The 22,778-nt window shown below is 74.4% G+C and carries 25 protein-coding genes; 12 read left to right on the top strand and 13 right to left on the bottom strand.

What is annotated here, in order from left to right; translation table 11 throughout:
- Positions 1 to 142: 142 nt before the first annotated feature.
- The 3 genes from ABT034_RS06085 (at position 143) to ABT034_RS06075 (ending at position 3,585) form a co-directional block, all read left to right on the top strand.
- Positions 143 to 1,966: an AMP-dependent synthetase/ligase gene (locus tag ABT034_RS06085; protein WP_351211726.1), complete on the top strand. Its 1,824-nt coding sequence runs from the start codon at positions 143 to 145 to the stop codon at positions 1,964 to 1,966.
- Between the two features lie 207 nt (positions 1,967 to 2,173).
- Entirely contained in the window at positions 2,174 to 2,968 is a 795-nt protein-coding gene (locus ABT034_RS06080) for an aldo/keto reductase (protein WP_351212063.1), read from the top strand.
- Between the two features lie 152 nt (positions 2,969 to 3,120).
- Positions 3,121 to 3,585, top strand: coding sequence for an RICIN domain-containing protein (locus ABT034_RS06075; protein ID WP_351211724.1), 465 nt, complete (start codon positions 3,121 to 3,123; stop codon positions 3,583 to 3,585).
- Between the two features lie 28 nt (positions 3,586 to 3,613).
- Here ABT034_RS06075 and ABT034_RS06070 read toward each other — a convergent pair whose 3' ends face one another.
- Together ABT034_RS06070 and ABT034_RS06065 are read right to left on the bottom strand one after the other, a co-directional pair.
- Positions 3,614 to 4,567, bottom strand: a complete 954-nt coding sequence (locus tag ABT034_RS06070; protein WP_351211722.1) for a class I SAM-dependent methyltransferase — start codon at positions 4,565 to 4,567, stop codon at positions 3,614 to 3,616.
- Between the two features lie 79 nt (positions 4,568 to 4,646).
- Positions 4,647 to 5,579, bottom strand: a complete 933-nt coding sequence (locus ABT034_RS06065) for an AraC family transcriptional regulator (protein ID WP_351211720.1) — start codon at positions 5,577 to 5,579, stop codon at positions 4,647 to 4,649.
- 95 nt (positions 5,580 to 5,674) lie between these two features.
- On the opposite strand from ABT034_RS06065, the gene ABT034_RS06060 reads away from it, so the two are divergent.
- Positions 5,675 to 6,607, top strand: a complete 933-nt coding sequence (locus tag ABT034_RS06060; protein WP_351211718.1) for a Rossmann-fold NAD(P)-binding domain-containing protein — start codon at positions 5,675 to 5,677, stop codon at positions 6,605 to 6,607.
- Between the two features lie 6 nt (positions 6,608 to 6,613).
- Here the strand turns inward: ABT034_RS06060 and ABT034_RS06055 are convergent, their stop codons facing one another.
- Both ABT034_RS06055 and ABT034_RS06050 read right to left on the bottom strand, forming a co-directional pair.
- Positions 6,614 to 7,360, bottom strand: a complete 747-nt coding sequence (locus ABT034_RS06055; protein ID WP_502972805.1) for a class I SAM-dependent methyltransferase — start codon at positions 7,358 to 7,360, stop codon at positions 6,614 to 6,616.
- A gap of 86 nt (positions 7,361 to 7,446) precedes the next feature.
- Positions 7,447 to 7,752 (bottom strand): 4a-hydroxytetrahydrobiopterin dehydratase, encoded by a 306-nt coding sequence (locus tag ABT034_RS06050; RefSeq protein WP_351211716.1) that lies wholly within the window; start codon positions 7,750 to 7,752, stop codon positions 7,447 to 7,449.
- A gap of 92 nt (positions 7,753 to 7,844) precedes the next feature.
- On the opposite strand from ABT034_RS06050, the gene ABT034_RS06045 reads away from it, so the two are divergent.
- Entirely contained in the window at positions 7,845 to 8,669 is an 825-nt protein-coding gene (locus ABT034_RS06045) for a helix-turn-helix domain-containing protein (RefSeq protein WP_351211714.1), read from the top strand.
- Here ABT034_RS06045 and ABT034_RS06040 read toward each other — a convergent pair.
- The 5 genes from ABT034_RS06040 to ABT034_RS06020 form a co-directional block, all read right to left on the bottom strand.
- Complete coding sequence (locus ABT034_RS06040) at positions 8,659 to 9,081, bottom strand: hypothetical protein (RefSeq protein ID WP_351211712.1); 423 nt, start codon at positions 9,079 to 9,081, stop codon at positions 8,659 to 8,661. The genes ABT034_RS06045 and ABT034_RS06040 overlap by 11 nt on opposite strands.
- A 241-nt stretch (positions 9,082 to 9,322) precedes the next feature.
- A complete protein-coding gene (locus ABT034_RS06035) occupies positions 9,323 to 9,508 on the bottom strand; it encodes a hypothetical protein (RefSeq protein ID WP_351211710.1) in 186 nt (61 codons plus the stop codon).
- Positions 9,509 to 9,573: 65 nt separating this feature from the next.
- Complete coding sequence (locus ABT034_RS06030; protein ID WP_351211709.1) at positions 9,574 to 9,951, bottom strand: hypothetical protein; 378 nt, start codon at positions 9,949 to 9,951, stop codon at positions 9,574 to 9,576.
- A 149-nt stretch (positions 9,952 to 10,100) separates the two neighbouring features.
- Positions 10,101 to 12,248 (bottom strand): phage holin family protein, encoded by a 2,148-nt coding sequence (locus ABT034_RS06025; protein ID WP_351211708.1) that lies wholly within the window; start codon positions 12,246 to 12,248, stop codon positions 10,101 to 10,103.
- A gap of 177 nt (positions 12,249 to 12,425) precedes the next feature.
- Entirely contained in the window at positions 12,426 to 12,830 is a 405-nt protein-coding gene (locus ABT034_RS06020; protein WP_351211706.1) for a recombinase family protein, read from the bottom strand.
- Between the two features lie 136 nt (positions 12,831 to 12,966).
- Between ABT034_RS06020 and ABT034_RS06015 the strand changes: the two genes are divergently transcribed.
- Together ABT034_RS06015 and ABT034_RS06010 are read left to right on the top strand one after the other, a co-directional pair.
- Positions 12,967 to 13,746 (top strand): MBL fold metallo-hydrolase, encoded by a 780-nt coding sequence (locus ABT034_RS06015; protein ID WP_351211704.1) that lies wholly within the window; start codon positions 12,967 to 12,969, stop codon positions 13,744 to 13,746.
- 130 nt (positions 13,747 to 13,876) lie between these two features.
- Positions 13,877 to 14,599, top strand: coding sequence for a DedA family protein (locus tag ABT034_RS06010; protein WP_351212059.1), 723 nt, complete (start codon positions 13,877 to 13,879; stop codon positions 14,597 to 14,599).
- Here ABT034_RS06010 and ABT034_RS06005 read toward each other — a convergent pair.
- The gene (locus ABT034_RS06005; RefSeq protein WP_351211702.1) at positions 14,579 to 15,847 is read right to left on the bottom strand and encodes an MBL fold metallo-hydrolase; all 1,269 of its coding nucleotides are present in this window, start codon (positions 15,845 to 15,847) and stop codon (positions 14,579 to 14,581) included. The two genes, ABT034_RS06010 and ABT034_RS06005, sit on opposite strands and share 21 nt — an antisense overlap.
- 55 nt (positions 15,848 to 15,902) lie before the next feature.
- Positions 15,903 to 17,135, bottom strand: a complete 1,233-nt coding sequence (locus tag ABT034_RS06000) for an aminotransferase class I/II-fold pyridoxal phosphate-dependent enzyme (RefSeq protein WP_351211700.1) — start codon at positions 17,133 to 17,135, stop codon at positions 15,903 to 15,905.
- Positions 17,136 to 17,384: 249 nt separating this feature from the next.
- Here ABT034_RS06000 and ABT034_RS05995 point away from each other — a divergent pair, with 249 nt between their 5' ends.
- The 3 genes from ABT034_RS05995 (at position 17,385) to ABT034_RS05985 (ending at position 19,624) form a co-directional block, all read left to right on the top strand.
- Complete coding sequence (locus ABT034_RS05995) at positions 17,385 to 17,903, top strand: GNAT family N-acetyltransferase (RefSeq protein WP_351211698.1); 519 nt, start codon at positions 17,385 to 17,387, stop codon at positions 17,901 to 17,903.
- Positions 17,904 to 17,993: 90 nt separating this feature from the next.
- Positions 17,994 to 18,839, top strand: a complete 846-nt coding sequence (locus ABT034_RS05990) for a methyltransferase domain-containing protein (RefSeq protein WP_351211696.1) — start codon at positions 17,994 to 17,996, stop codon at positions 18,837 to 18,839.
- A 452-nt stretch (positions 18,840 to 19,291) separates the two neighbouring features.
- Positions 19,292 to 19,624 carry a DUF6204 family protein gene (locus tag ABT034_RS05985; protein WP_351211694.1) on the top strand — a complete coding sequence of 111 codons (333 nt, stop codon included), beginning with the start codon at positions 19,292 to 19,294 and terminating at the stop codon, positions 19,622 to 19,624.
- A gap of 390 nt (positions 19,625 to 20,014) precedes the next feature.
- On the opposite strand, the gene ABT034_RS05980 is transcribed toward ABT034_RS05985, so the two are convergent.
- Both ABT034_RS05980 and ABT034_RS05975 read right to left on the bottom strand, forming a co-directional pair.
- Entirely contained in the window at positions 20,015 to 20,371 is a 357-nt protein-coding gene (locus ABT034_RS05980) for a hypothetical protein (protein ID WP_351211692.1), read from the bottom strand.
- Positions 20,368 to 20,619, bottom strand: coding sequence for a lipopolysaccharide assembly protein LapA domain-containing protein (locus tag ABT034_RS05975; RefSeq protein WP_351211690.1), 252 nt, complete (start codon positions 20,617 to 20,619; stop codon positions 20,368 to 20,370). The genes ABT034_RS05980 and ABT034_RS05975 overlap by 4 nt, the downstream gene beginning before the upstream one ends.
- A gap of 176 nt (positions 20,620 to 20,795) precedes the next feature.
- Here ABT034_RS05975 and ABT034_RS05970 point away from each other — a divergent pair, with 176 nt between their 5' ends.
- Positions 20,796 to 21,578 carry a GntR family transcriptional regulator gene (locus ABT034_RS05970; RefSeq protein WP_351211688.1) on the top strand — a complete coding sequence of 261 codons (783 nt, stop codon included), beginning with the start codon at positions 20,796 to 20,798 and terminating at the stop codon, positions 21,576 to 21,578.
- A gap of 100 nt (positions 21,579 to 21,678) precedes the next feature.
- Complete coding sequence (locus ABT034_RS05965; RefSeq protein ID WP_351211686.1) at positions 21,679 to 22,767, top strand: adenosine deaminase; 1,089 nt, start codon at positions 21,679 to 21,681, stop codon at positions 22,765 to 22,767.
- Positions 22,768 to 22,778 lie beyond the last annotated feature (11 nt).

The raw sequence follows: 22,778 nt of genomic DNA, 5'->3' as shown, positions 1-22,778 counted from the left end.
CCATCCTGACCTGTGCGAACAGGGAATGTCCCGGCTTGGTGAAGGCCCTGCCGCCGGGCAGTCGTGTGGGGTACCGTCACCCGCGCCGTACGGAGCGCGACAACGGGCTTTTCCAGCCACCGAGCCGTCGAGGAGCAGGTCAGTGCGCGAGTTCACCGTGCCGCCCGTCGAGGCGGCGCCTCAGGTCGGCGGTCTGGCGGACGCCGTGTTCGAGCGCGCACTCGCGGAGCCGGACCGGGTCGCGTTCGGCCGGAAGGGCCCGGACGGGGAGTGGCGGGACGTGTCGGCCGCGCGGTTCAGGGACGAGGTCCTCGGCCTCGCGAAGGGCCTGATCGCAGAGGGTGTGCGGTTCGGCGACCGGGTCGCGATCATGGCCCGTACCCGCTACGAGTGGACGCTCTTCGACTTCGCGCTGTGGTCGCTCGGCGCGCAGCCCGTGCCGGTCTATCCGACGTCCTCCGCCGAGCAGGTCTTCTGGATGCTGCACGACTCCGAGGTCACGGCGTGCGTGGTGGAGCACGAGGACCACGCGATGACGATCGGCTCGGTGGTCGACCGGCTGCCCCTGCTGCGGCGCCTGTGGCAGCTGGACGCGGGCGCGGTGGCCGAGGTGACGGCGGCGGGGGCGGACATCGACGAGGAGGTCGTGCACCGGCACCGGCGGGCGGTGACCCCGGAGACAGTGGCGACGGTCATCTACACGTCGGGGACGACCGGCCGCCCCAAGGGCTGTGTGATCACCCACGCCAACTTCATGTTCGAGACGGACATGCTGGTGGGCCGCTGGGAGCCGGTGTTCCGTTCGCGGCCGGGGGAACAGGCGTCGACGCTGCTGTTCCTGCCGCTCGCGCACGTCTTCGGGCGGATGGTGGAGGTCGCGGCGGTCCGCAGCGGGGTGAAGCTGGGGCACCAGCCGGTGATGGCGGCCGGTGAGCTGCTTCCGGACCTGGCCGCGTTCCGGCCGAGTTTCGTACTCGCTGTGCCGTACGTCTTCGAGAAGGTCTTCGACGCGGCGCGGCGCAAGGCGGAGCGGGAGGGGAAGGCGGGGCCCTTCGACAAGGCGGTCGAGGTGGCGGTCGCCTACGCGGAGGCCCTCGAACAGAAGGCGTTCGGGACCGGTCCCGGCCCTTCGGCGGCGCTGCGCGTACAGCACCAGTTCTTCGAGAGGACGGTGTACGGGAAGGTACGGGCGGCCCTGGGCGGGCGGCTCCGGCACGCGATGTCGGGCGGTTCGGCGATGGACCGCAGGACCGGCCTGTTCTTCGCGGGCGCGGGGGTCACGGTGTTCGAGGGGTACGGGCTCACCGAGTCCTCGGCCGCCGCCACCGCGAACCCGCCCGAGCGCACCAGGTACGGCACGGTCGGGCAGCCGGTCCCGGGTACGACGGTGCACATCGCGGAGGACGGCGAGGTGTGGCTGCACGGCGGCCAGGTCTTCTCCGGGTACCTCAACGACCCCGAGGCGACCGCCGCCGTCCTCAGCGACGGCTGGCTGGCCACCGGGGACCTCGGCTCCCTCGACGAGGACGGCTATCTGACGATCACCGGCCGCAAGAAGGAAATCCTGGTGACCTCGGGCGGCAAGAGCGTCGCCCCCGCGGGTCTCGAGGAGCGGGTGCGGGCGCATCCGCTGATCGCCCAGTGCATCGTCGTCGGCAACGACCGGCCGTACATCGCGGCGCTCGTGACCATCGACCAGGAGGCGGTGGAGCACTGGCTGGCGATGCAGGGGCGGGCGCCGCTCGCGCCGGCGGAGCTCGTACGCGATCCGTCCCTGGAGACGGAGATCCGGCGGGGCGTGGTGGCGGCGAACACGCTGGTCTCGCAGGCCGAGTCGATCCGCACCTTCCGGATCCTGGCGCATCCGTTCAGCGAGGAGCACGGGCTGCTCACCCCGTCCCTGAAGCTGAAGCGGAAGGCGATCGAGCGGGCGTACGCGGCGGAGGTCGCGGCGCTGTACGGCTGAGCCGGGTCGCTGTGGCGGGCTGGGAGGAATGCGTGGCGGCCCGTGATCGTTGACGCTGTGAGTATTCCGTACGGCCTCCAGGGGTCGTACGGCCATCACGACCCGCGACAACGTAAGGATCCCTCCCACGTGAGCACGGACAGCAAGGACAGCACGGACAACACCGTCGGCACGGTCCCCTCGGTCACCCTCAACAACGGCGTCCGGATGCCGCAGCTGGGCTTCGGTGTCTGGCAGGTGCCGGACGACGAGGCGGCGACGGCCGTGACGACGGCCCTGGAGGCCGGCTACCGCTCGATCGACACCGCCGCGATCTACGGGAACGAGGAGGGCACGGGCCGTGCCGTCGCCGCTTCCGGGATCGCCCGCGAGGACCTGTTCGTCACCACCAAGCTGTGGAACTCCGAGCAGGGCTACGACTCGACGCTGAAGGCCTTCGACACCTCGCTCGACAAGCTGGGACTCGACTACGTCGACCTGTACCTGATCCACTGGCCGGTGCCCTCGAAGGACGCGTACGTCGACACGTACCGGGCGTTCGAGAAGATCTACGCGGACGGGCGCGCCAAGGCGATCGGCGTGTCGAACTTCCTCCCGGAGCACCTGGAGCGGCTGATCGAGGAGACCTCGGTGGTGCCCGCGGTCAACCAGATCGAGCTCCACCCGCAGCTCCCCCAGCAGGCCGCCCGTGACGCGCACACCCTGCATGACATCGCGACCGAGGCGTGGTCGCCGCTCGGCTCCGGCAAGGGGCTCCTGGACGTGCCGGCGATCGTCGCGATCGGCCGCAAGCACGGCCGGACCCCGGCCCAGGTCGTGCTGCGCTGGCACCTCCAGCTGGGGAACGTGGTGATCCCGAAGTCGGTCACCCCGTCCCGTATCCGGGAGAACATCGACGTCTTCGGCTTCGAGCTGGACGCCGAGGACCTGGCGGCGATCGCCGCCCTCGACGAGAACCGCCGTCTGGGCCCGGACCCGGCGGAGTTCAGCGCCGGCGCCTGAAGGCGGAGGACGCTGTGGTGCCGCGCCGCCGCTGTGGTGCGGCGCGGCACTGTCGTACCCGGGACGTAGGGTCGGTGACGGCCCGTGGGGGGCCCTGTCGCGGTGTCGTTCCGTGACGTCCGACAGTGGTGCGAACAGAAGGAGTCGGTACGGTGAGTGGTTCTCCGGGACCCGTCGAGGAGGGGCTGTACCGGGTGCGGAACGTGGCCAGCGGGCTGCTCCTCGAGGTGTACGAGGGGTCGGGCCGCAGCGGGGCGAACGTGCAGCAGGGCACGGGCAACGGAACGCCGGGGCAGCACTGGCACATCACGTCCGTTCCGAACGGCGGCGGGCTCTACCACCTGGTCAACGCGGCCAGCGGGAAGCGGCTCGACGTGGCGGGCGCGTCCACGGAGAACGGCGCCAACGTCCAGCAGTGGAAGGCGAACAACTTCGGCGCGCAGGAGTGGATCATCGAGCGGGACCTCCAGTCGCCGGGGACGGTCGCGCTGGTGAGCTTCATCAGCGGGCTGTTCCTGGAGGTCGCCGACAGCTCGACGGCCGACGGGGGGAACGTACGGCAGTGGGAGGACACCGACTCCCCGTTCCAGTGGTGGCGGTTGGAGCCGGTGTCCTGACCCGGGCGGGTCGCCCTCTCCCCCGTCGTCAGCCCTTGCGGGCGGTGTGGACGGTGCGGGCCGTGAGGTGGAACAGGTCCGTGCGGTGGTGCAGGGACAGCTCGTCGGCCGGGTCGAGGAGCCGGTCGAGCGTCGCCCGGTCGTCCGCGTCGAGCCGGGTGCCGCAGCCTTCCCGGAGCCGCCCGAAATGGGCCAGCGCCAGCTCCCGTACGGCCGGGGACACCGGCGCGGGGACGTCGGTGAGGAACGTACGGGTGCCCGCGGGGGTGAGGCCGGCGCCGGCGAGGAGCGCCCGCCAGTCGTCCGGTTCGTCCTTGGCGCCGGGGAGTTCGGCGCGCATCTCGCCGAACCACTCCGCGTTGACGGCGTCGAGCCGCGCCTCGAGGCCCGGTCGGCCGATCCCGATGTGCGAGGGCAGGTGCCGGGTGGGCAGGCCGCCTTCGACGAGGACCATCAGGCCGCCGGGGTTCAGCAGACCGGCGAACTCCACCAGCGCGGCCCGCTGGTCCCCGATGTGGTGCACGGAGTTGCCCGCCCAGATCAGGTCGGCCTGGCCAAGTCCCGCGATGCCCGCGGGGAGTTCGGCGTGGAGGGTGGAGACCCGGGCGCCCAGGCCGCGCGCCTCGGCGCGGGCGAGGGCGCGGGCGAGGAGTTCGGGGGTGCCGTCGACGGCGACCGCCTCGGCGGCGGGGAAGGCCTCGGCGAGGACGCCGGTGACCACGCCGGGGCCGCTGCCGACGTCGAGGATCCGGCGGACGCCCTGCGCGGGCGCGAGGGTGCCGAGCCAGGCGGCGGCGTCCGCGTAGGCGGGGCTCGCGATCTCGGCCTGCCGCTCCAGGAGGGGGGCGAGCTCGTTCCAGTCCGGGTGGGGGCTGTCGTGGCTGTGGCTGTGGCTGTGGCCCGGGGCATGGGCGTGGGCCCCGCCCTGTCCGTGACCGCCGTGACTGCCGGGACCGCCGTGGGGTTCGCTGTGCTGACTCATGGGTCCAGCGTGCGACGGGTCGACGCGGAGTGCGAGAAATGTTGCCGGTCCGGCAAAATTCCTACCGGGCGGCGGGGCGTCACGTGCCTGCCCGGTACTCCTGCGGGCTGACGCCACGGACCCGTTTGAATGCGGCGCTCAGCGCGAACGCTCCGCCGTACCCCACCTGCCGGGCGACGGACTCGACCGTGGCGTCCGTCTCGCGCAGCAGGTCGGCGGCGTGCGCGAGCCGCCAGCCGGTGAGGTACGCCATCGGGGGTTCGCCGACGAGGGCGGTGAAGCGGCGGGCGAGCGCGGCGCGGGACACGCCCGTCTTCGCGGCGAGCGAGGCAACCGTCCAGGGGTGGGCGGGGTCGTTCTGGAGCAGCCGGAGCGCCCGGCCGACCACCGGGTCGCCCATGGCCCGGTACCAGGCGGGGGCCTCGGCACCGGGCCGGGAGAACCAGGCCCGGACACCGGTGATGAGCATCAGGTCGAGGACCCGGTCGAGGACGACGGCCTGGCCGGGTTCGTCGCGTGAGATCTCCTCGCCGAGGAAGGGCATCAGGGGGCAGTTCCACGCCTCTGCGGGCAGGTGCAGCAGCCCCGGCAGGGCGTCGAGCAGCCGGCGGCCGACCTCGCCGTCCATCCGGTAGGTGCCGACGAGGAGCGTGGTGCCGCCGTCAGGGCTGTTGCCCCAGGTGCGGACGCCGAGCCGCATGGCCTCGGCGAGCGGCTCGCCGGAGAGGGTGGTGCACGCGCCGTCCGGGCCGATCCGGGCGCGCGGCGGGGCGTCGGGGACGTCGCCGACGGTGTACGGCTCGGGGCCGCGGGCGATGGCGATGGCCCCGGGCTTCAGGAGGACGGGCTCGCCGGTGTCGGGCACGAGCCAGGCCTCGCCCTCGGTCACACACATCACGCAGATCGGCGCGCCGTCCTCGATGCGTACCGACCACGGCGGCTCCATGACCATGCGGAGCAGGAAGGCGCCCCGGGCGCGGGGGCCTTCGAGGAGTCCGGCGAGTGCGTCCATGGTCGGCAAGCCTAGGCGAACGGGTGAGACGCAGACGTAGGGGTGTGAGACTGCGGAGCATGGGCGGCGGGGCCCGTGGGCGGGAGTCTTGGGGCATGACGACGCACACGAACAAGACGACCGGGACGACGCGCACGACCGGCACGAACGACACGGCGGACACGGTGGACACCGCCGATACGGCTGGCGCGAACGACACCGCCGGCGCGCCGCGGACGGTCCTGGTGACGAGCGCCACCGGCAAGACCGGGCGGCGCGTGGCCGAGCGGCTCTCGGCGCGCGGGGTGAGTGTCCGCGCCGGGTCCCGCAACGGCGCGACCCCCTTCGACTGGGAGGCCCCGGAGACCTGGGCCCCGGCGCTGCGGGGCGCGGACGCCGCGTACGTGGCCTACTACCCGGACCTCGCGGCGCCCGGCGCGGTCGAGGCGATGCGGGAGTTCGGCCGACTGGCCTCCGAGAGCGGCGTACGGCGGCTGACCGTGCTGTCCGGGCGTGGGGAGCCCGAGGGGGTCGTGACGGAGGAGGCCCTGCGGGCGGCGGCCGAAGGGGTGCAACTGACCGTCGTACGGGCTTCGTTCTTCGCGCAGAATTTCTCCGAGGGGATGCTCGCGGAGGGTGTCGGGGAGGGGGTGCTCGTCTTCCCGGCGGGTGACACGGCCGAGCCGTTCATCGACGTGGACGACCTGGCGGACGTGGTCGTGGAGACCCTGTTGGTGGACGGGCACGCGGGGCGGGTGCACGAGGTGACGGGGCCCCGGCCGGTGGGCTTCGCGGAGGTGGCGGCGGAGATCTCGCGGGCTTCGGGACGCCCGGTGGCCTACCGGGCGGCGTCGCAGGCCGAGTACGCGGAACTCCTCACCGGGTTCGGGCTCCCGGCGGACGAGGCCGGGTGGCTCGCGGCCCTGTTCGCGACCCTCCTCGACGGCCACAACGCCTCGGTGACGGACGGGGTGAAGCGGGTCCTGGGCCGCGATCCGCGCTCGTTCACCACGTTCGCGACGGAGGCCTGGGGCGGGCGGGGGGCCTGAGGCGGTTCAGCCGCGTCTGACGAAGCGGGCCAGTCGGTAGCGGGGGTCGGCGCGGGGGCGGTCCTGGTCCGGGAGGGCTGCGAGCGCGGCGGCGATCGTGTCGGCGGACTCGGTGTCGCCGTCGAACCAGGAGGCGAAGTAACCGGCGCGCAGCTTGCGTACGGTGTCACGCGGGGTGCTGCCCTGGCCGTGTCCGGTGAAGCGGGCGCCGGGGGCGGGTTCGAGGCCGTGGGCCGCGGCGTGACGGGTGATCAGGTCGGCACGGTCGGAGGCAGTCTCGGCGGACCGGTGCGGGCGGAGGATCGCGTCGATGTCGCTGCCGACGTCGTGGGCCGCGTCCTTGTCGACGGTGGCGATCAGGACTCCGCCGGGGCGCAGGACACGGGCCGCCTCGGCGACGATCTCCGCGGTGAACGGCACGAGGTGCAGCAGCCAGACGGCGCAGACCGCGTCGAGGGAGGCGTCGGGCAGCGGCAGCCGCCGGGCGTCGGCGCGTACGACCCCGTCGGGTACGCGTGCGGCGGCGACCCGCAGCATGGCGTGGGCGGCGTCGGCGCCGTGGACGCGCAGTCCGGGCCGGCTGAGCCGTTCGGTGACGAGGCCGGTGCCGCAGGCCAGGTCGAGGACGGTGCGGGCGCCGGGCGGAACGAGCCGCAGGACGGCCTCGGCCGCCGCAGCCGCCCGGGGCACTCCGCCCCGGGTCCGGTCGTAGTGCGCCGCCTCGGCCTCGTAGTCGAGCAGGGTCTCCGCCATGCCGATGATCCTACGAGGCGGCGCCGGCGCCCTGCGGAAAAGGGTCGGCCCGTGGCGCGCGGGTCGGCCGAGCCCGTGACGCAGGGTCAGTTGGCCCCGTGGCCCGGGGCGATCCCTTCGACGCGTTCGGCGAGTTCGAAGTCCTTCTCGGTGACGGCTCCGCCGGCGGAGTGGGTGTTCACGGACAGGGTGACCGTGTTGTAGCCGAGGGTCAGGTCCGAGTGGTGGTCGAGCTCCTGCTGGATCCGGGCCACGTGGACGACGAGCGCGGTCGCCGCGAAGTGGTCGCCGAGCCGGTAGACACGGGTGAGGCGGTCGTCCTCGACGGACCAGCCGGGGAGCTCCCGCAGGCGGTCCTCGATCTCCTTCTGCGACAGCGGCTGTGTGGGCACGCGGTGCTCCCTCCGGTCGGGTGGCGCGGATGACGGACAGGGGTCCCGGGGAGGAACGTACCCGGGTCCCACCTCTGGGATACCGTCTGACCATGACAACTGTCGTGAGCGACACGGGGGTAGGACCACTGCTGCGCGGCTGGCGTGAGCAGCGGCGGCTGAGCCAGCTGGAGCTGGCGTTGCGCGCGGACTCCTCGGCGCGGCACATCTCGTTCGTGGAGACGGGCCGTTCCCGGCCGAGCGAGGAGATGGTGCTGAGGCTGGCCGAGCACCTGGAGGTGCCGGTCCGTGAGCGGAACGCGCTGCTGCTCGCGGCCGGGTACGCGCCGCGGTACACGGAGTCGCCGCTCGGCGCCCCGCGCCTGGAGACGCTCCGGGAGGGCATCGAGATCCTGTTGCGGGGGTACGAGCCGTATCCGGCGCTGGTGGTGGACGGCTCGTACACGGTGGTGGCGGCCAACCGGGGCATCGGGCTGCTGCTCGACGGCCTTCCGGAGCATCTGCTGACTCCGCCGCTGAACGCGATGCGGATCACGCTGCACCCGGAGGGGATCGCGCCCCGGATCCGGAACCTGCGGGAGTGGCGGGGGCATCTGCTGCACCAGATGGAGCGTCAGATCGGGCTGGCCCGCTCGGAGCCGCTGCGCGAGCTGTACGCGGAGGTGGCGGCGTATCCGCTGCCGCCGGGCACGGACGACGAACGTGCCCCGGGTGACCCGGGGCCGGAGGCGTATCCGTACTTCGCGCTGCCGCTCCGGATCGAGCACGACGGGCAGGTGCTGTCGTTCGTGTCGTCGATCTCGACGTTCAACACGCCGCTGGACGTGACCGTCGCCGAGCTGGCCATCGAGACGTTCCTCCCGGCCGACCCGGCGACGGTCGCGTACCTGCGGTCACTGCCGCCGTTCAGCGACTAGCCGCGACGGCCTTCAGCGCGGTCCACTGGAGTACGGCGAACCCGCCGACGGTGGCCGCCTGCATCGGCGTCCAGAGGAGGCCCGCGGTGGTCGGCTCCAGCCAGACGACGAGGGCGACGATGCTCAGGACGGCCCAGAGGATGTTGATGTCGACGACGATCTTCACGGCGGTCGCCGGGGGCTGCGTGCGGGAGGCGAGCCAGCCGACGGCGCCGGCGAACACGATCAGGAAGATGCCGAGTTCGAGCAGAACTGCCGAGTCGACGCCGAGGAACTCCCCGAGCGGCCCGGAGGCGGCGGCGTAGGCGATGCCGTTGGTGCCGGTGACGACGGCGTCGAGGGCGAGGAACCGGCGGAGCGCGGTGTGCGGCCGGGTGGTGCGGGCAAGACCGGTGAGCAGAGCCTGGGACATGGCGGATCACCCTCCAGGGGGACGTTCGCGCGGGTGGTGGGCCCGGAGCCCGAGCGGAGTGCGCCGCCCGGGTTCCGGTAGCCATGAGCATGCCGCGCGGCCCGCGGGGGGTCGATTACCCGGGAGGTAATGCGCGGGTGCCCCGGAGGTAATGCGGGGGACCGGGCGGCCGGGAGCCGTGCTTCGCGCACCGGCCGCCCGGTCTCATGCCGGGTGACGCCGGGTCATGTCGGGTCCGGTGTCAGCGGACGCGGTCGTCCCGGTCCGCGGACGGCTCGGCGGCCGGGGCGGGCTCGGCGGCCGGTGCGCCGGCGGGTTCGGGCGGTCGGCGGTCGGCGCGCGGGGAGCCGGAGGCCTCCGTACGCAGGGAGCGGGAGGCCTCGGCGCGCAGCAGGGCCTGGAGGACGGCGAAGGGGTCGACGGGCATGACGGAACTCCTCGTTGGTGCGGGGGGGTGTGATGTCGGGGCTGCCGGGGGCGTGGGCCTCCTCCTCAGCAGCGCATCACCACGCACCGGAGCGCGTCGCCGCGCGGGGCGGGTACGGGGGCGGGGGCGGGGGTCCGCCGGTGCCTTCGGGCGCCGTGGGGCGCGTGTCGGGGCCGAACGGGCCGGAGGCCGGTCCGATGCCGTCGGGAGCGGCCTGCGAGTCCGGCCTCGGTGGCGGCCGGGTCCTGGGTCTCACCGCTCGGATCGGGCGCCGGGGCGGCGGTGGCGGGCCGGAGTTCGGCGCCACCGGTGAGGGTGGCCGCGGCCCCGGTACCGAGCAGGGCGGCGAGGACCAGGAGCAGCGTGATCCAGGGACGCCGTCGCCGGATCCGGCGGCCCACCGTGGTGGCGGGCCCGGCGGGCGGCTCGGGTGCGGGGCTCATGGAGATCCGTACTGCCCCGTCGGGGTCCCGGCGCGGCGCCCCGGGCGCTAGATCCGCCCGAGCGGCCTACGGGCGGGGCCCCTGATTCACCTGATTCACCGCCACGGCAGTTACCACCGTCTCGGCCGGGGACGGCTCCCCGGGCCGGGTCAGGAGCGAGGTGAGGACGACGGTGATTCCGATCCGTCCGTGGACGGCGAGATCTCCAGCGACGGCAGCGGAGGACGCGGCGGCAGCGGCACCTGCGGACCCGAGCACTCCCGCAGCCAGCGCCGCAGCACCCGGTGCACCTGCTCCGCGCCGACCAGTTCCTCCCCCTCGGCCACGGGCGGCGACAGCTCGGGCGGCGAGAGGAGGAAGGGATGCGACTGCTCGCCGCCGAGGCCGCCGTGCGAACCGATCTGTTCCTCGAAGGCGTGCACGGTGCCGGTCGCCGGGTCGTACATGGAGTTGACCATGATGTCCGCGACGTGCGGGAAGCCGTCCGTACGCCGCACGACTTCCGCCGCGCCCCGGCCGAAGACGGCCAGCGGTCCCCCGTCGTCGAGCTCGGCGACCGGGACCTCCACCCCGTCACGGGCGAGCACCACCGAACCGTGCTCGGTGCTCGCCACCAGCACGAAGCCGACGCCCGGATGGTTCGCGAGCGTGCGGAGCAGCGCCGGGTGGCGCCGGTCGATCTCCTCCCGGGTCATCCGGTGCGGCACGTCGGGGAAGGAGACGAGGCCGAGGTTGCCCGAGGCGAGGACGACCGGCTCGGAGGGCCGGGCGGGCAGTTCCCGCGCCGTCTCGTCGGTCTCGTCCACCGGCCGGTGCAGCGCGAGGCGCAGCGCGTCCCTCGCCGCGTCCCGCGCCTCCGAACCGCTGCGGGTCCTGCGTACCCGACGCGGCACCGGCAGTCCGCACCCGGCCCTGACGAGGTCCTTGAGGGTCAGCCCGTACACCCCCTCGAAGGTGGCGCCGGGGCTCTGCCCGTGGTCGGAGAGCAGCACGATCCGGTACGGACGCGGGGCGTGCTCGGCGACGGTGGCGATGAGCGCGATCGAGCGGTCGAGGCGCCGCAGGACCTGGTCGGTGTCCCGGCCGTGCGGTCCCGAGTGGTGCGCCACCTCGTCGTAGGCGACGAGGTCGGCGTAGACGGCGGTGCGGCCCGCCAGCATGTCCCCCATCACGGCGGAGACCACGACGTCCCGCTCCAGGACCGTCGCGAAGGCGCGGACGAAAGGGTACGTGCCGCCGCGCGAGACCCTCGGGGTGTCGCGGCGCAGCAGCGCCCGGGTCGACTGGACCATCTCGCGGACGCACTCGGCGGTGAACGATCCGGCGGTACGGACGGCGTTGGCCGGGTCGGAGAAGTACGCGAAGTAGCCGGCTCGTGAGCGGTTGCGGCGGCCGCGCCGAGCGGCCACCGAGAGGACCAGGGCGACCTGGTCGGCGCCGCCGCTGAAGAGGTTGCCCCGGGAGGCCCCGTCGAAGGTGAGGAGGCCGCCGTCCCCGGTGCGGCGCACGGCCCGGCGCTGGAGTTCCACGGCACTGGCCGGGCGGTTCGACACCATGAGCCGGCCGGTGTCCTTCTCGTACCAGCGGAAGGCGGGCACGTCCTCGTTGGAGCCGTGCAGGATGCCGAGCTGGCTCGCGCCGGTCTGGCTCGACCAGTCGGTGCGCCAGGGGGTGAGCCGGTGGCCGGCGTCGATCAGGCCCGCGACGGTCGGCATGTGCCCGTCGGCGACGGCTCCGCGCAGCACGTGGTGGCCGACGCCGTCGAGCTGGAGGAAGACCGTGCCGGGGACCTGCTCGGGGGCGTCGCCCGGCGCGCGGGGCCGAGTGCGTCCGGTGAGCCGGTAGAGGCGGCTCCGGTAGGCGTCGTCGTCGCGGACGGCGAGGGCGGTGGAGGTGGCGGAGGCGACGGCGGACATGACGGCGGCGACGGCGACGGCGGTCTCGGGGTCGGCGGCGCCGCGCCCGTCGGGGACCAGCCAGAGCGCGACGAGCAGCAGCGAGCCGTTGAGGAAGAAGACGAGGAGGCCGAGCACGAGGGCCGGGACGAGCAGCAGGGCCCGCACGATCAGCGGCCACACGAGGGCGCCCAGCAGACCGAACGCGCCGGCCGCCGCGGCGGCGGTGAGCGCCGTCCGCGTGAAGGTGTCGCCGTCCGGGGACTGGAGCTGGAAGTCGGGCAGCAGCCCGGCGAGGATCAGCAGGGTGAGCGTGGACACTGCCCAGACCACCGCGACCCGCCCCAGCGCCCGGCCCGCGGATCGCCAGCGCTCGGCGCCACCCCATCGCCCGTCACCCACGCCCGCTTCACCTTTCGCCCGTTTCCTGCCACAAGCGTGGCACAACGCCCACGGTCGGCGGGGTAAACGGGTGACGGCGATCGGCCCGGGTGTGTCAGGTCGGGGTCAGGTCGGGATCAGGTGGGGGCAAGCGGGGGGGTCAGGTAGGGGGCAGCTCGGGGTCGGGGCAGGCGGGTTTCAGGAACCGTCGTACCCCGCCGTCGGCATGGAGAGCCGACGATGCACCCCCGCCTTCGCCGCCGCGTCGTACGCGGGCTCGTCGGGGCAGACGGTCTCCACCCGCACCCCGCGCCGCGCGCACTCGGCGCGGAAGCCGGGCACGGAGGTCAACGCGCGTGCGAGGACCCGCTCGTTGGCGGCGACGAACAGGTCGACCGCCCCCGCCTCCACGTCCGCCCACAGGGCCGCGTGATCGGGCCGGATGCCGTAGAACAGCAACTGGCGGGCGACCACGTACCCCTTGTCGTCGGCCCAGCGGGCACAGACCGCGTGCTGGCCGCGTGTGTCCACAAGGAAAGGCTCGTTGTCCAGCTCTTCGAGCGGGGTGAGGCTGGCGATCGCCGCCACCCGAACGTCGTCCATGGCCCGACCCTACTGCCGGACGGCACGGCCGAACATCCTCCGGCGGCCGCCCCGGGCAATTACCCTCGATACGGAGGTACGGGACGGCCGCGGACATCGTGAACGGCGGCCGACGCCAGCGAGAACGGAAGGCGGCATGCCGGTGGAGGTCACCTGGTGGGGTCACGCGACCTGCACGGTCGAGGACTCCGGGGTCCGCTTCCTCACCGATCCGCTGTTCGCGCGGCGGCTCGCCCATCTGCGGCGGCGGCGCGGAGCCCTGCCGCCGCCCGAGGCCGCGGTCGCCGAGGCCGCCCTCGTCTCGCACCTGCACGCCGACCATCTGCATCTGCCCTCGCTCGCCCGGCTCGCGCCCGGGACGCGGCTCGTCGTGCCGCGCGGCGCCCCCGACGCCGTACCGGGGCTGCGCAGGCTCGACGGGAACGGGGTGCGGCTGACGGAGGTGGAGCCGGGTGACACGGTGACGGTGGAGGGCGTGACGGTACGGGCCGTCCCGGCGCTCCACGACGGGCGGCGACTGCCGGTCGGTGCACATCGCGCGCCCGCGCTCGGATACGTCGTCGAGGGCGAGGCACGTACGTACTTCGCCGGGGACACCGGCCTGTTCGACGGGATGGCGGAGGCGGTGGGGCCGGTGGACGTGGCACTGCTGCCGGTCGGCGGCTGGGGCCCGTACCTCGGCCACGGCCATCTCGACGCGGGCCGGGCCGCCGAGGCGCTGGCCGCGCTGTCGCCGGCGGCGGCGGTCCCGGTGCACTACGGCACGTACTGGCCGATCGGTCTGGACGGGATCCGGCCGCACGAGTTCCACGCGCCGGGCGACGAGTTCGTACGGCACGCGGCCCGGCTCGCTCCGAAGGTCGTGGTCCATCTCCTCGGCCACGGCGAACGGGTACGGCCGGAGGTCGCGCGGTGAGGCCGGGGGCGCAGGGGCGGCCGGGTGCGGGCGCCGGACGGCTGGGCGCGGCTGGGTGGCCGGGGGCGGGCGCCGGACGGCCCGGGGCGGAGGCGCGGCCAGCGGCGGCTGGGTGGTCGGCGGTCGCGCGGTGATCGACGGGATCACCCGGATCGTGGAGGCGGTTCGGGAACTGCCGCCCGAGTCGACCCAGCAGGCGGTCGGCTATCCCTCCCTGTTCCTGTTGGTCGCGCTCGGCGCGCTCGTGCCGATCGTGCCGACGGGCGCGATCGTCAGCTCGGCGGCAGTGGTCGCCTTCCACCAGACCGCGCCGCTCGCGCTGCTCTTCGTCTTCCTGGTGGCGGCGTTCGCCGCGTGCCTCGGCGACGCCGCCCTCTACTGGCTCGGGCAGCGCGGGGTCCGTTCCCGCAACGGTTCGCGGTGGCTCGCCGCGCTGCGGGGCCGGGCGACCCCGGAGCGGCTCGCCCACGCGCAGGAGCGGCTCGACACCCATCAGGTGTCGGTGCTCGTGCTGTCCCGGCTCGTACCGGCGGGGCGGATCCCGGTGATGCTGGCGTGCCTGCTCTCGGAGATGCCGCTGCGGCGCTTCGTCCGGGGGGACGTCGCGGCCTGCCTGGCGTGGGCGGCGACGTACCAGCTGATCGGGATCCTGGGCGGTTCGCTCTTCCCGGAGCCGTGGCAGGGTGTCGTCGCGGCGGTCGGTCTCACGGTCCTCGTCAGCGCGGTCCCTGCCCTGTGGCGGCGGGTCCGGGGGACGACGGCCGGCGAGGCCGCCCACGCGGGGAACCCGAAGAACTCAGGGCACCCAGGCAACTCGGGGCACTCGGGGCACTCAGGGCACGAGCACCCGTGAGCCGCCGACCGGCAGGTCCCACAGGTCCTCCCGGGGCAACCCGGCCTTCTCCCAGGCGGCCCTGACCCGGGCGAGGGGTTCGAGGACGGGTTCGGAGGACAGCACGAAGGTGGCCCAGTGCATCGGTGCCATCCGGCGCGCCCCCAGGTCCTGGTGGGCGCGGACCGCCTCCTCCGGGTCGGTGTGGACGTCGCTGAGCCACCAGCGGGGGTCGTAGGCCCCGATCGGGAGCAGCGACAGGTCGATTCCGGGGTAGCGGCGGCCGATCTCGGCGAACCAGTGGCCGTATCCGGTGTCCCCCGCGAAGTGGACCCGGCGCCCGGACCGGTCGGTCAGCACCCAGCCTCCCCACAGCGAACGGCAGGTGTCCAGGAGGGTGCGCTTGGACCAGTGGTGGGCGGGGACGAAGTCGAAGCGCACGCCGTCGAGTTCGGCCGCCTCCCACCAGTCGAGCTCGGTCACGCGGCTGAACCGGCGGCGGGTGAACCAGCGGCCGAGGCCGGCCGGGACGAAGACCGGGGTGTGCCGGGGCAGCCGCTTCAGGGTGGGGGCGTCGAGGTGGTCGAAGTGGTTGTGGCTGATGACGACGGCGTCGACGCGCGGCAGGTCCGCCCAGCGGACCCCGACCGGGGTGAGGCGGGCGGGGGTGCCGAAGATGCGGCGGGACCAGACCGGGTCGGTGAGGACGGTGAGCCCGCCGAGCCGCACCACCCAACTGGCGTGCCCCGCCCAGGTGACGGCCAGGGTGTCGGGACCGGCGTGCGGGAGCGGGCCCGGCTCGAAGGGCAGCAGGGGGACGTCACGGAGGCCTTCGGGGCGGGGGCGTACGGCGCCCTCGCGGGCGAACCTGGCCAGGGCCCGGAGGCCGGGGAGGGGCGCGGTGAGCCGGTCGGCGAAGGTACGCGGCCAGTCCGCCCGCAACCGCCCGACGGGCTGGAGGACGGGGGCGGGAGCGGGCGCGGGCGCATCGGCGGTCGCGGATGCGGGCCCGGACGCGGGGGCGTTCGCGGTGACGGGCGGGGACACGGGCGGGGAGACGGGGGCGGGGGCGGGGCCCGACGGGGCGGCGGGCGGGGATGCGGGCGCGGACGCCGTGGCGGGGCCCCACGCGGCCGCCGGCCCGGGCGCGGGGCCCGACGCGGTGGCGGGCGCGTTCGCGAGGGCGGGCGTGAGCCCGGGCGTCGCCGACGTGGGAGCCGTGGCCGGGGTCTGTGCGGCGCGCGCGGGCGGTGCCGTCCGTTCGGTCATCTGCGGACTCCGTTCTGCGCGGGTCGGTCGGCTCGTACGGGCTGTGCTCGGCATGTCATCGAAGTTCCTCCAGGGCTCCTCCGAACTCCGCGAGAGCGCGGGCCACATGGGCCAGGTCCAGCGGGTCCCGGAACCGCAGCGTCTCGGCCCTCTCCTCCCCCGTGGTTCCCAGGAACATTCCCGTGTCGATCCGGACGCGCAGCGCGCCGAGTTCGTCGCCGAAGCGATGGCCGCCGGTGACCGGGGCGCCGAGCCGCTCGGTGAGGTGGCTCTCCAGCTCGAGGGAGTCGGTGACGCCCCGGACGGCGAGCCCGGCCCGCAGCGGCCCGAGATCGGCGTAGAGGTGGCGGCCGGCGGCGGGGGGCAGGGCGAGGGCGCCGGCGGCGAGGACGGCGTGGTGCGCGGCTCCGGCGAGGCGGCCGTGGACGGTGGCCGCGAGCCGGGCCCGTACGGTCACGTCCTCGGGTTCGTCGAGGGCGTGGGCGGCGGCGGGGCCGAGGGGGCCGGGGACGACGGCACCGAGGGCGGTGAGCACGTCGAGGACGCGGGACCTGCGGTCGGTCCAGCGGTCGGCGCGGGACGGATCGGTGGGCGGGAAGCGGGCGACGGCACAGGGCCAGGCGGCGGGGGTGAGCGCGCCGCCGAGGTCGCTGAGGACGGTCACGTCGTCCGGGCACATCTCGGCGGGGCTGAGGAACACGGTGTCCTGGGGCTGTTGGAGGGTGTCGCGCCAGGTCTCGTCGCTGATGATGTGGAGGCCCTCGGCGACGGCGGCCTCGCAGGCCTCGCGGACGAGTTCGGGCGGGGCGACGGTGCCGGTGGGGTCGTCGGCGACGGAGAGCAGCAGGAGGCGGGGCGCGCCGCCCTCGGCGCGGACCCGCCGGACCGTCTCCAGGAAGGCGTACGGGTCGGGGACGCCGCCGCACTCGGCGGGGGTCGGTACGTGGTAGGCCGGGTGGCCGAGGAGGCGGGCCTGCGGGGTCCATCGGGCGGGGCAGGGCCGGGGCATCAGGAGGTCGCCGCCGTGGGCGGCGATCAGGGCGAGGAGCAGGGCGGGGGCGCCGGGTCCTGCCACCACGTCCTCGGGGTGGGTGCGCAGGCCGCGGCGCCACCAGTAGCCGGAGGCCGCCTCGCGCAGGACGGGTCCGCCGCCGGGCGGCTCGGGGGCGGTCCGTTCGGCGGCCGCGGTGAGGAGTCCGGCGAGTCCCGGCAGGACGGGCAGCCCGGTGTCGGGGACGGGTGGGCCGTAACGCACCGGGCCACGGCCGTCCGGAGCCGTCTGCGGCATGTCCCGTACCTCCTGAGGGCACGGGGGCGCCGGCACGGCACCCCCGTGCCCTTTATACGAAGGTTCGGACGATTCCGCCGCTCCAGGCGTCGCTTCAGGCGAAGGGCCGGAGGGCGGTCGGCGGAGACGGCCGCGGCGGTTTCCGCCGCGGCCGCGCAGGGCCGTACGGGTGAGGGGGAGGCACTGGGCGAGGGGAGGCGCAGAGGGAATTCAGGGGCGGCCACGGCGCCCGCCGGTCGACAATGCGGGATGCCGATACGTGAAGCGCTTCCGGAGGACGCGGCGGCCGTCGCCTCCGTGCATGTGCTGTCCTGGCGGGCCGCCTACCGCGACCTGCTCCCCGCCCCCTATCTGGCCGCGCTGGACGTGGAGGAGCGCGCCGCCGCGTGGCGGGTCCGGCTGACCGCCGCCGACCGGCCGACGGTCCTGGTCGCGACGGACGCCGCCGGGCGGGTGCTCGCCTTCTCCTGTTTCCGGGCCTGGCGGGGCGAGGGGTTCGAGCCCGGACCCACGGCCGAACTCGCGGCGCTCTACGCCCTGCCGGAGGCGTGGGGCACCGGCGTCGGGCGGGCGCTCCTCACGGCGTCCACGGAGGCGCTCGCGGCGGCCGGGTTCCGTACGGCGGCGCTGTGGGTGTTCGCGGGGAACGCGCGGGGGCGCCGGTTCTACGAGGCGGCGGGCTGGCGGCCGGACGGCGAGGTGGTCCGGGAGGAGACGGGAGGACGAGTCCTCGACGAACTCCGGTACCGGCGGCAGCTGTTCACCTGAGCTGGTGTCCATATATCAAGACGTGGGTCTCATTATTCGGCATCCGTGCGTACGGTGGTGACTCGCACCCGTATCGAAGGAGTCGCCGCAATGACGCATGCCTCCGCCCCGTCCACCCCCGACGCGGCCCACGAGACCGCCGTCTACACGCACGGCCACCACGAGTCCGTCCTGCGCTCGCACAGCTGGCGGACCGCCGCCAACTCGGCGGCCTATCTGCTGCCCGAACTGCGGTCCGGCCTGGACGTCCTGGACGTGGGCTGCGGGCCCGGCACCATCACCGCCGACCTGGCCGCCCTGGTCGCGCCCGGCCGGGTGACCGCGGTGGACTCGGCCGAGGGGGTCCTGGCGAAGGCCCGTGCCGTGGCGGCGGAACGGGGTCTGGACAACGTCGAGTTCGCCGTCGCCGACGTGCACGCCCTGGACTTCCCCGACGACTCCTTCGACGTCGTCCACGCCCACCAGGTGCTCCAGCACGTCGGCGACCCGGTGCGGGCGCTGCGCGAGATGCGGCGGGTGTGCCGCCCCGGCGGGGTCGTCGCGGCCCGCGACAGCGACTACGGGGCCTTCGCCTGGTTCCCCGAACGGCCCGCGCTCGACGGCTGGCTGGACCTGTACCACCGCGTCGCCCGCGCCAACGGCGGCGAACCGGACGCGGGGCGGCGCCTGTTCTCCTGGGCCCGGCAGGCCGGCTTCACCGAGATCGCGACGACGGCCGGCACCTGGTGCTTCGCCACCCCCGACGAGCGGGCCTGGTGGAGCGGCCTGTGGGCCGACCGTACGACCGACTCGGGTTACGCGGACCTCGCCGTCTCCGGAGGCCACGCGACGGCCGCCGAACTGGCGTCGATCGCGGAGGCCTGGCGGGAGTGGGGCAGCCGGGACGACGCCTGGTTCATGGTCCCGCACGGCGAGATCCTGTGCCGGGTGGCCTGACGGCCCGGTGCGGCTCAGTAGAAGTGGTGTACGCCGAGGCAGTCCGGATCCTGGTTCGGGCAGCTCGGATGGGGTGTCCGGTCGGGTTCGGGGGGCGGGGGCGGCTCCTTGACGGCCGGCGCCGGCGGCATCGCGAAGGTGTCGCAGAGGCAGGCGTCGCAGACGCCCGAGAACCGGGGTGCGCCGTGCCGGAAACGCGGATGTCCGCACCGGCACTCCTGTGTCGCCCAGGCCGCCATCTCCGGACCCCCCGTCCCGTCGCCGTCCCCGCCCCCAGGGTAGCGACCGGCCCCCCGCTCGCGCAGGCCCCGCGACCTCGAAGCCGGTGCCGAAGCCGGCACCGTCCGCGGCCGGCCGGATATTCTCGGCGGCGCTCGGCGGCCCCGCCGTAGGGTGGACGGTCGGCACGCCGACCGGCGGCCGGGGGAACCATGGTGCGGGGAGTACGGGGAATGGGCACGCAGCACACCTACCGGGTCATCGTGCGCGGCACGTTCGACGGTCTGTCGGAGGAGAGCCGGACGCGGTTGCTCGCCGAGGTGGACGCGCACGGGCTGACGGCGATGCAGTTCACGGAGGAGGGTTCGCTGTCCTACGACCGGACGCTGAAGCACTTCTCGTACCGGCTGGTCGTCGTCTCCGACGCCGAGGACGGCGAGGAGATGGCGGGCGCGCTCGCGGAGGACCGGGTGGAGACGGCACTGAAGGAGCTCGGCCACGGGTACGGGTCGCTGCGCTCGACCGTGACCGACCTGGACACGATGAAGATCAACTACAAGCGCTGAGCCGGGTTCCGCCCGGTACGCCGAGGCGAGGACGTCCCGCTCCGCCCCCTTCGGGAGCACGTCCCCGCCCGCGGCCGCCTCTCCGGTGCTCTCTGACCTGCTGCCATGACTCCTGCTCCTGCTCCTGCTGCCCCTGCTCGGCGACGCCGACACCTCGGGCGACGCGCCCGACACCGTGGCCCCGCGCGCTCGCCCACTGCGGGATCCGGGCGGGAGCCGCCGGCGAGCTGGCCGCGAAGCTCCTGGCGCGGCAGGACCCGGACGGCGGTCCTCGGTGGGCCTCGGCCGGAGACAGCCCGATCGCCGTGTGCTCGTCCCCGTACAGTCCCCGTCAGGTACCGCTCGCCCTCGGCATCACGCCGGACCAGGCGCAGGCGCTGGCCACCGCCCTCAGCGGCGGGCCGTCCGCACCCGGGGCGGGCAGGTCTCGCCCTTCCGTACGACTCCGATCATGACGGTGGCCCGGCGGTCGAGGCCCGCGCCCGCCGCCGGGTACTGGGTGCAGACCTGCCACCTCGGCGGCCAGAGCACCCGCCGGTCGCGTCCGCTCACGTCGTGGACGTCGAGCCTGGTGCGGCGGTCGAGACCGGTGAAGACGCGCCAGAGCCCGCGACCGAGGAGGTCCGGCATCGGGCGGGTCCCGGCGTCACCGTCCGCCGCCACCCTCGCCGTCTCCTCGGTCGAGGTGACGGCAACGGCGGCGAGCGCGAGGACAGCGCCCGCGCCCACGACGGCACGCCGCCTCACTTGCGCCTCCGGGCGGCGAAGTAGAAGCCGCAGGCGACGCCGATGAGGGCGGTCGCGAGGAGGGCCAGGTAGAGCGGCATGGTCACTTCGGGGATCAAGAGCCGGATCTTGACCTGACCGGTGTTCTGGAAGATGAAGACCAGGGTGATGACGGCGAGCGCGATCATCGCGATCCGGCCCGGGGTGAGCGCTTCGGTGAACCGGGACCTGCCCCCGGCCGGTGCCCGTGACGTCTCCTTGGGACTCATACGCGGCCCTCTCCTCCGTCGTGCCGTCGGTCGTACGCGGCCACCGCCGTGGGACCAGAATGGGGTGGGCGGCTCCTCACCGTGACGGTGAGGAGCGCCGTACGGGTGACTTGTCAGACAACGTCGGCCGACTACCGTGGTGCCGGACACCGGCGGGAACGAGACGAGGAGCGGCCGTGGCGGTCAGCGGACAGCGGCGGCGACCGGTCGTCGCGCTCTACGAGCGGATCGCGGACGCCGTGCACGACGGCACCTATCCGCCGGGTTCGACGCTCCCCTCCGAGCCCAAGCTCGCGACCGAGCTGGGGGTGAGCCGACCCGCCCTGCGCGAGGCACTGCTACTGCTCCAGGAGGACGGTCTGCTGACCGTACGGCGAGGGGTGGGGCGGACCGTCAACGACCGCCCGCCCCGGCGCGGTTTCGAGCACGTCCAGCCGCTCGAGGAGCTGATCGGCGCGGGGACGCCGCTGCGGGTGCGGGCGCTGCTGCGGACGGTCGAGGAGCCGACGGACTTCACCACCCAGCATCTGCTCGCTCCGGCCCGCGCCGAGCTGCGGTTCTGGGAGTCCGTGCTGACCGGAGAGGGTACGGCGGCGGCGCTGAGCCACGAGTGGGCGGCGGCCGACGAGCTGCTCGACCGGGTGCACCCGGAGTTCGCGCGGGCGCTGCGGGCGACGGAGACGGGAGCCGCGGCCAAGGCCGGGGGCGCCGGGCGCGGAACCTCGGCCTCCATGCTGTCGGTCCTGGTCGGGGCCTCGCGCGATACGGCTCTGAGCGCGCACAGCGGGATCACGGCGACGCTCTTGGGGCGCCGGCGCGGGGAGCAGCTGGGCCGCCCGGCGGACACTCCCGCCGTGCTGGTCACCCAGGTGGTGCGGGTGGGCGAGGTCCCGGTCCTCGCGGCCAAGCACATGCTCCCGACGGGCGCGCCCGCCCTGCCGGTGCTGCAGTCGCACTGAGCACCGAGCACCCGCGGCCCGGCCGGTCACAGGCCGCGGGTCGCGGCCCCGTCGGGCTCGTCACAGCGCGCCCCTCCCCCGTGGCGTACACTTCCCCGCCATGCACTTGTCTGACAACTCTGCCACGCCTGCCGCCGCCACCGTCTCCGAGTGGATCCGCCAGGCCCCTAAGGCCGTCCTCCACGACCACCTCGACGGTGGGCTGCGCCCCGCGACCATCGTCGAGCTGGCGCGGGAGTGCGGCTACACCGCGCTGCCGACCGAGGACCCCGCCGCGCTCGCGGTCTGGTTCCGGGACGCCGCCGACTCCGGTTCGCTGGAGCGCTACCTGGAGACCTTCGCCCACACCTGCGCGGTGATGCAGACCCGTGAGGCGCTCACGCGCGTCGCGGCCGAGTGCGCCGAGGACCTGGCGGCGGACGGTGTCGTCTACGCGGAGATCCGTTACGCCCCCGAGCAGCACCTGGAGGCCGGGCTGACCCTCGACGAGGTCGTCGAGGCGGTCAACGACGGCTTCCGCGAGGGCGAGCGCAGGGCCGGTGGCCGTATCACCGTCCGGGCGCTGCTCACCGGCATGCGCCACACCGACCGCTCGCTCGAGATCGCGCAGCTCACCGTCGCGCACCGGGACAACGGCGTGGCCGGCTTCGACATCGCCGGCGGCGAGATCGGCAACCCGCCGGCCCGCCACCTCCCCGCCTTCCAGCACCTGAAGCGGGAGAACTGCCACTTCACGATCCACGCGGGCGAGGCCGTCGGCGCCGAGTCGATCCACGAGGCCGTGCAGGTCTGCGGCTCCGAGCGGATCGGGCACGGCGTGCGGATCACGGACGACATCGCGGAGGACGGCACCCTGGGCCGGCTGGCCTCGTACGTCCGGGACAACCGCATCGCCCTGGAGGTCTGCCCGACCTCCAACCTCCAGACGGGCGCCGCGAAGGACTACGCCTCGCACCCGATCGACGAGCTGCGCCGCCTCGGCTTCCGGATCACGCTCAACACGGACAACCGACTGGTCTCCGGCACCACCATGAGCGAGGAGTTCCAGCACATGGTGGACGCCTTCGGGTACGGCCCCGAGGTCTTCGAGGAGTTCACGGTCGCCGCCCTGGAGGCCGCCTTCCTGCCGCTGCCGGAGCGGCGGCGGCTGATCGACGAGGTGGTCCGCCCGGGGTACGCGGCGCTCTGACCCGTACCCCG

This window comes from Streptomyces sp. NPDC002773 (assembly GCF_040295605.1).
Lineage (GTDB): Bacteria > Actinomycetota > Actinomycetes > Streptomycetales > Streptomycetaceae > Streptomyces.
This window is presented reverse-complemented; position numbering and strand designations above follow the sequence as displayed.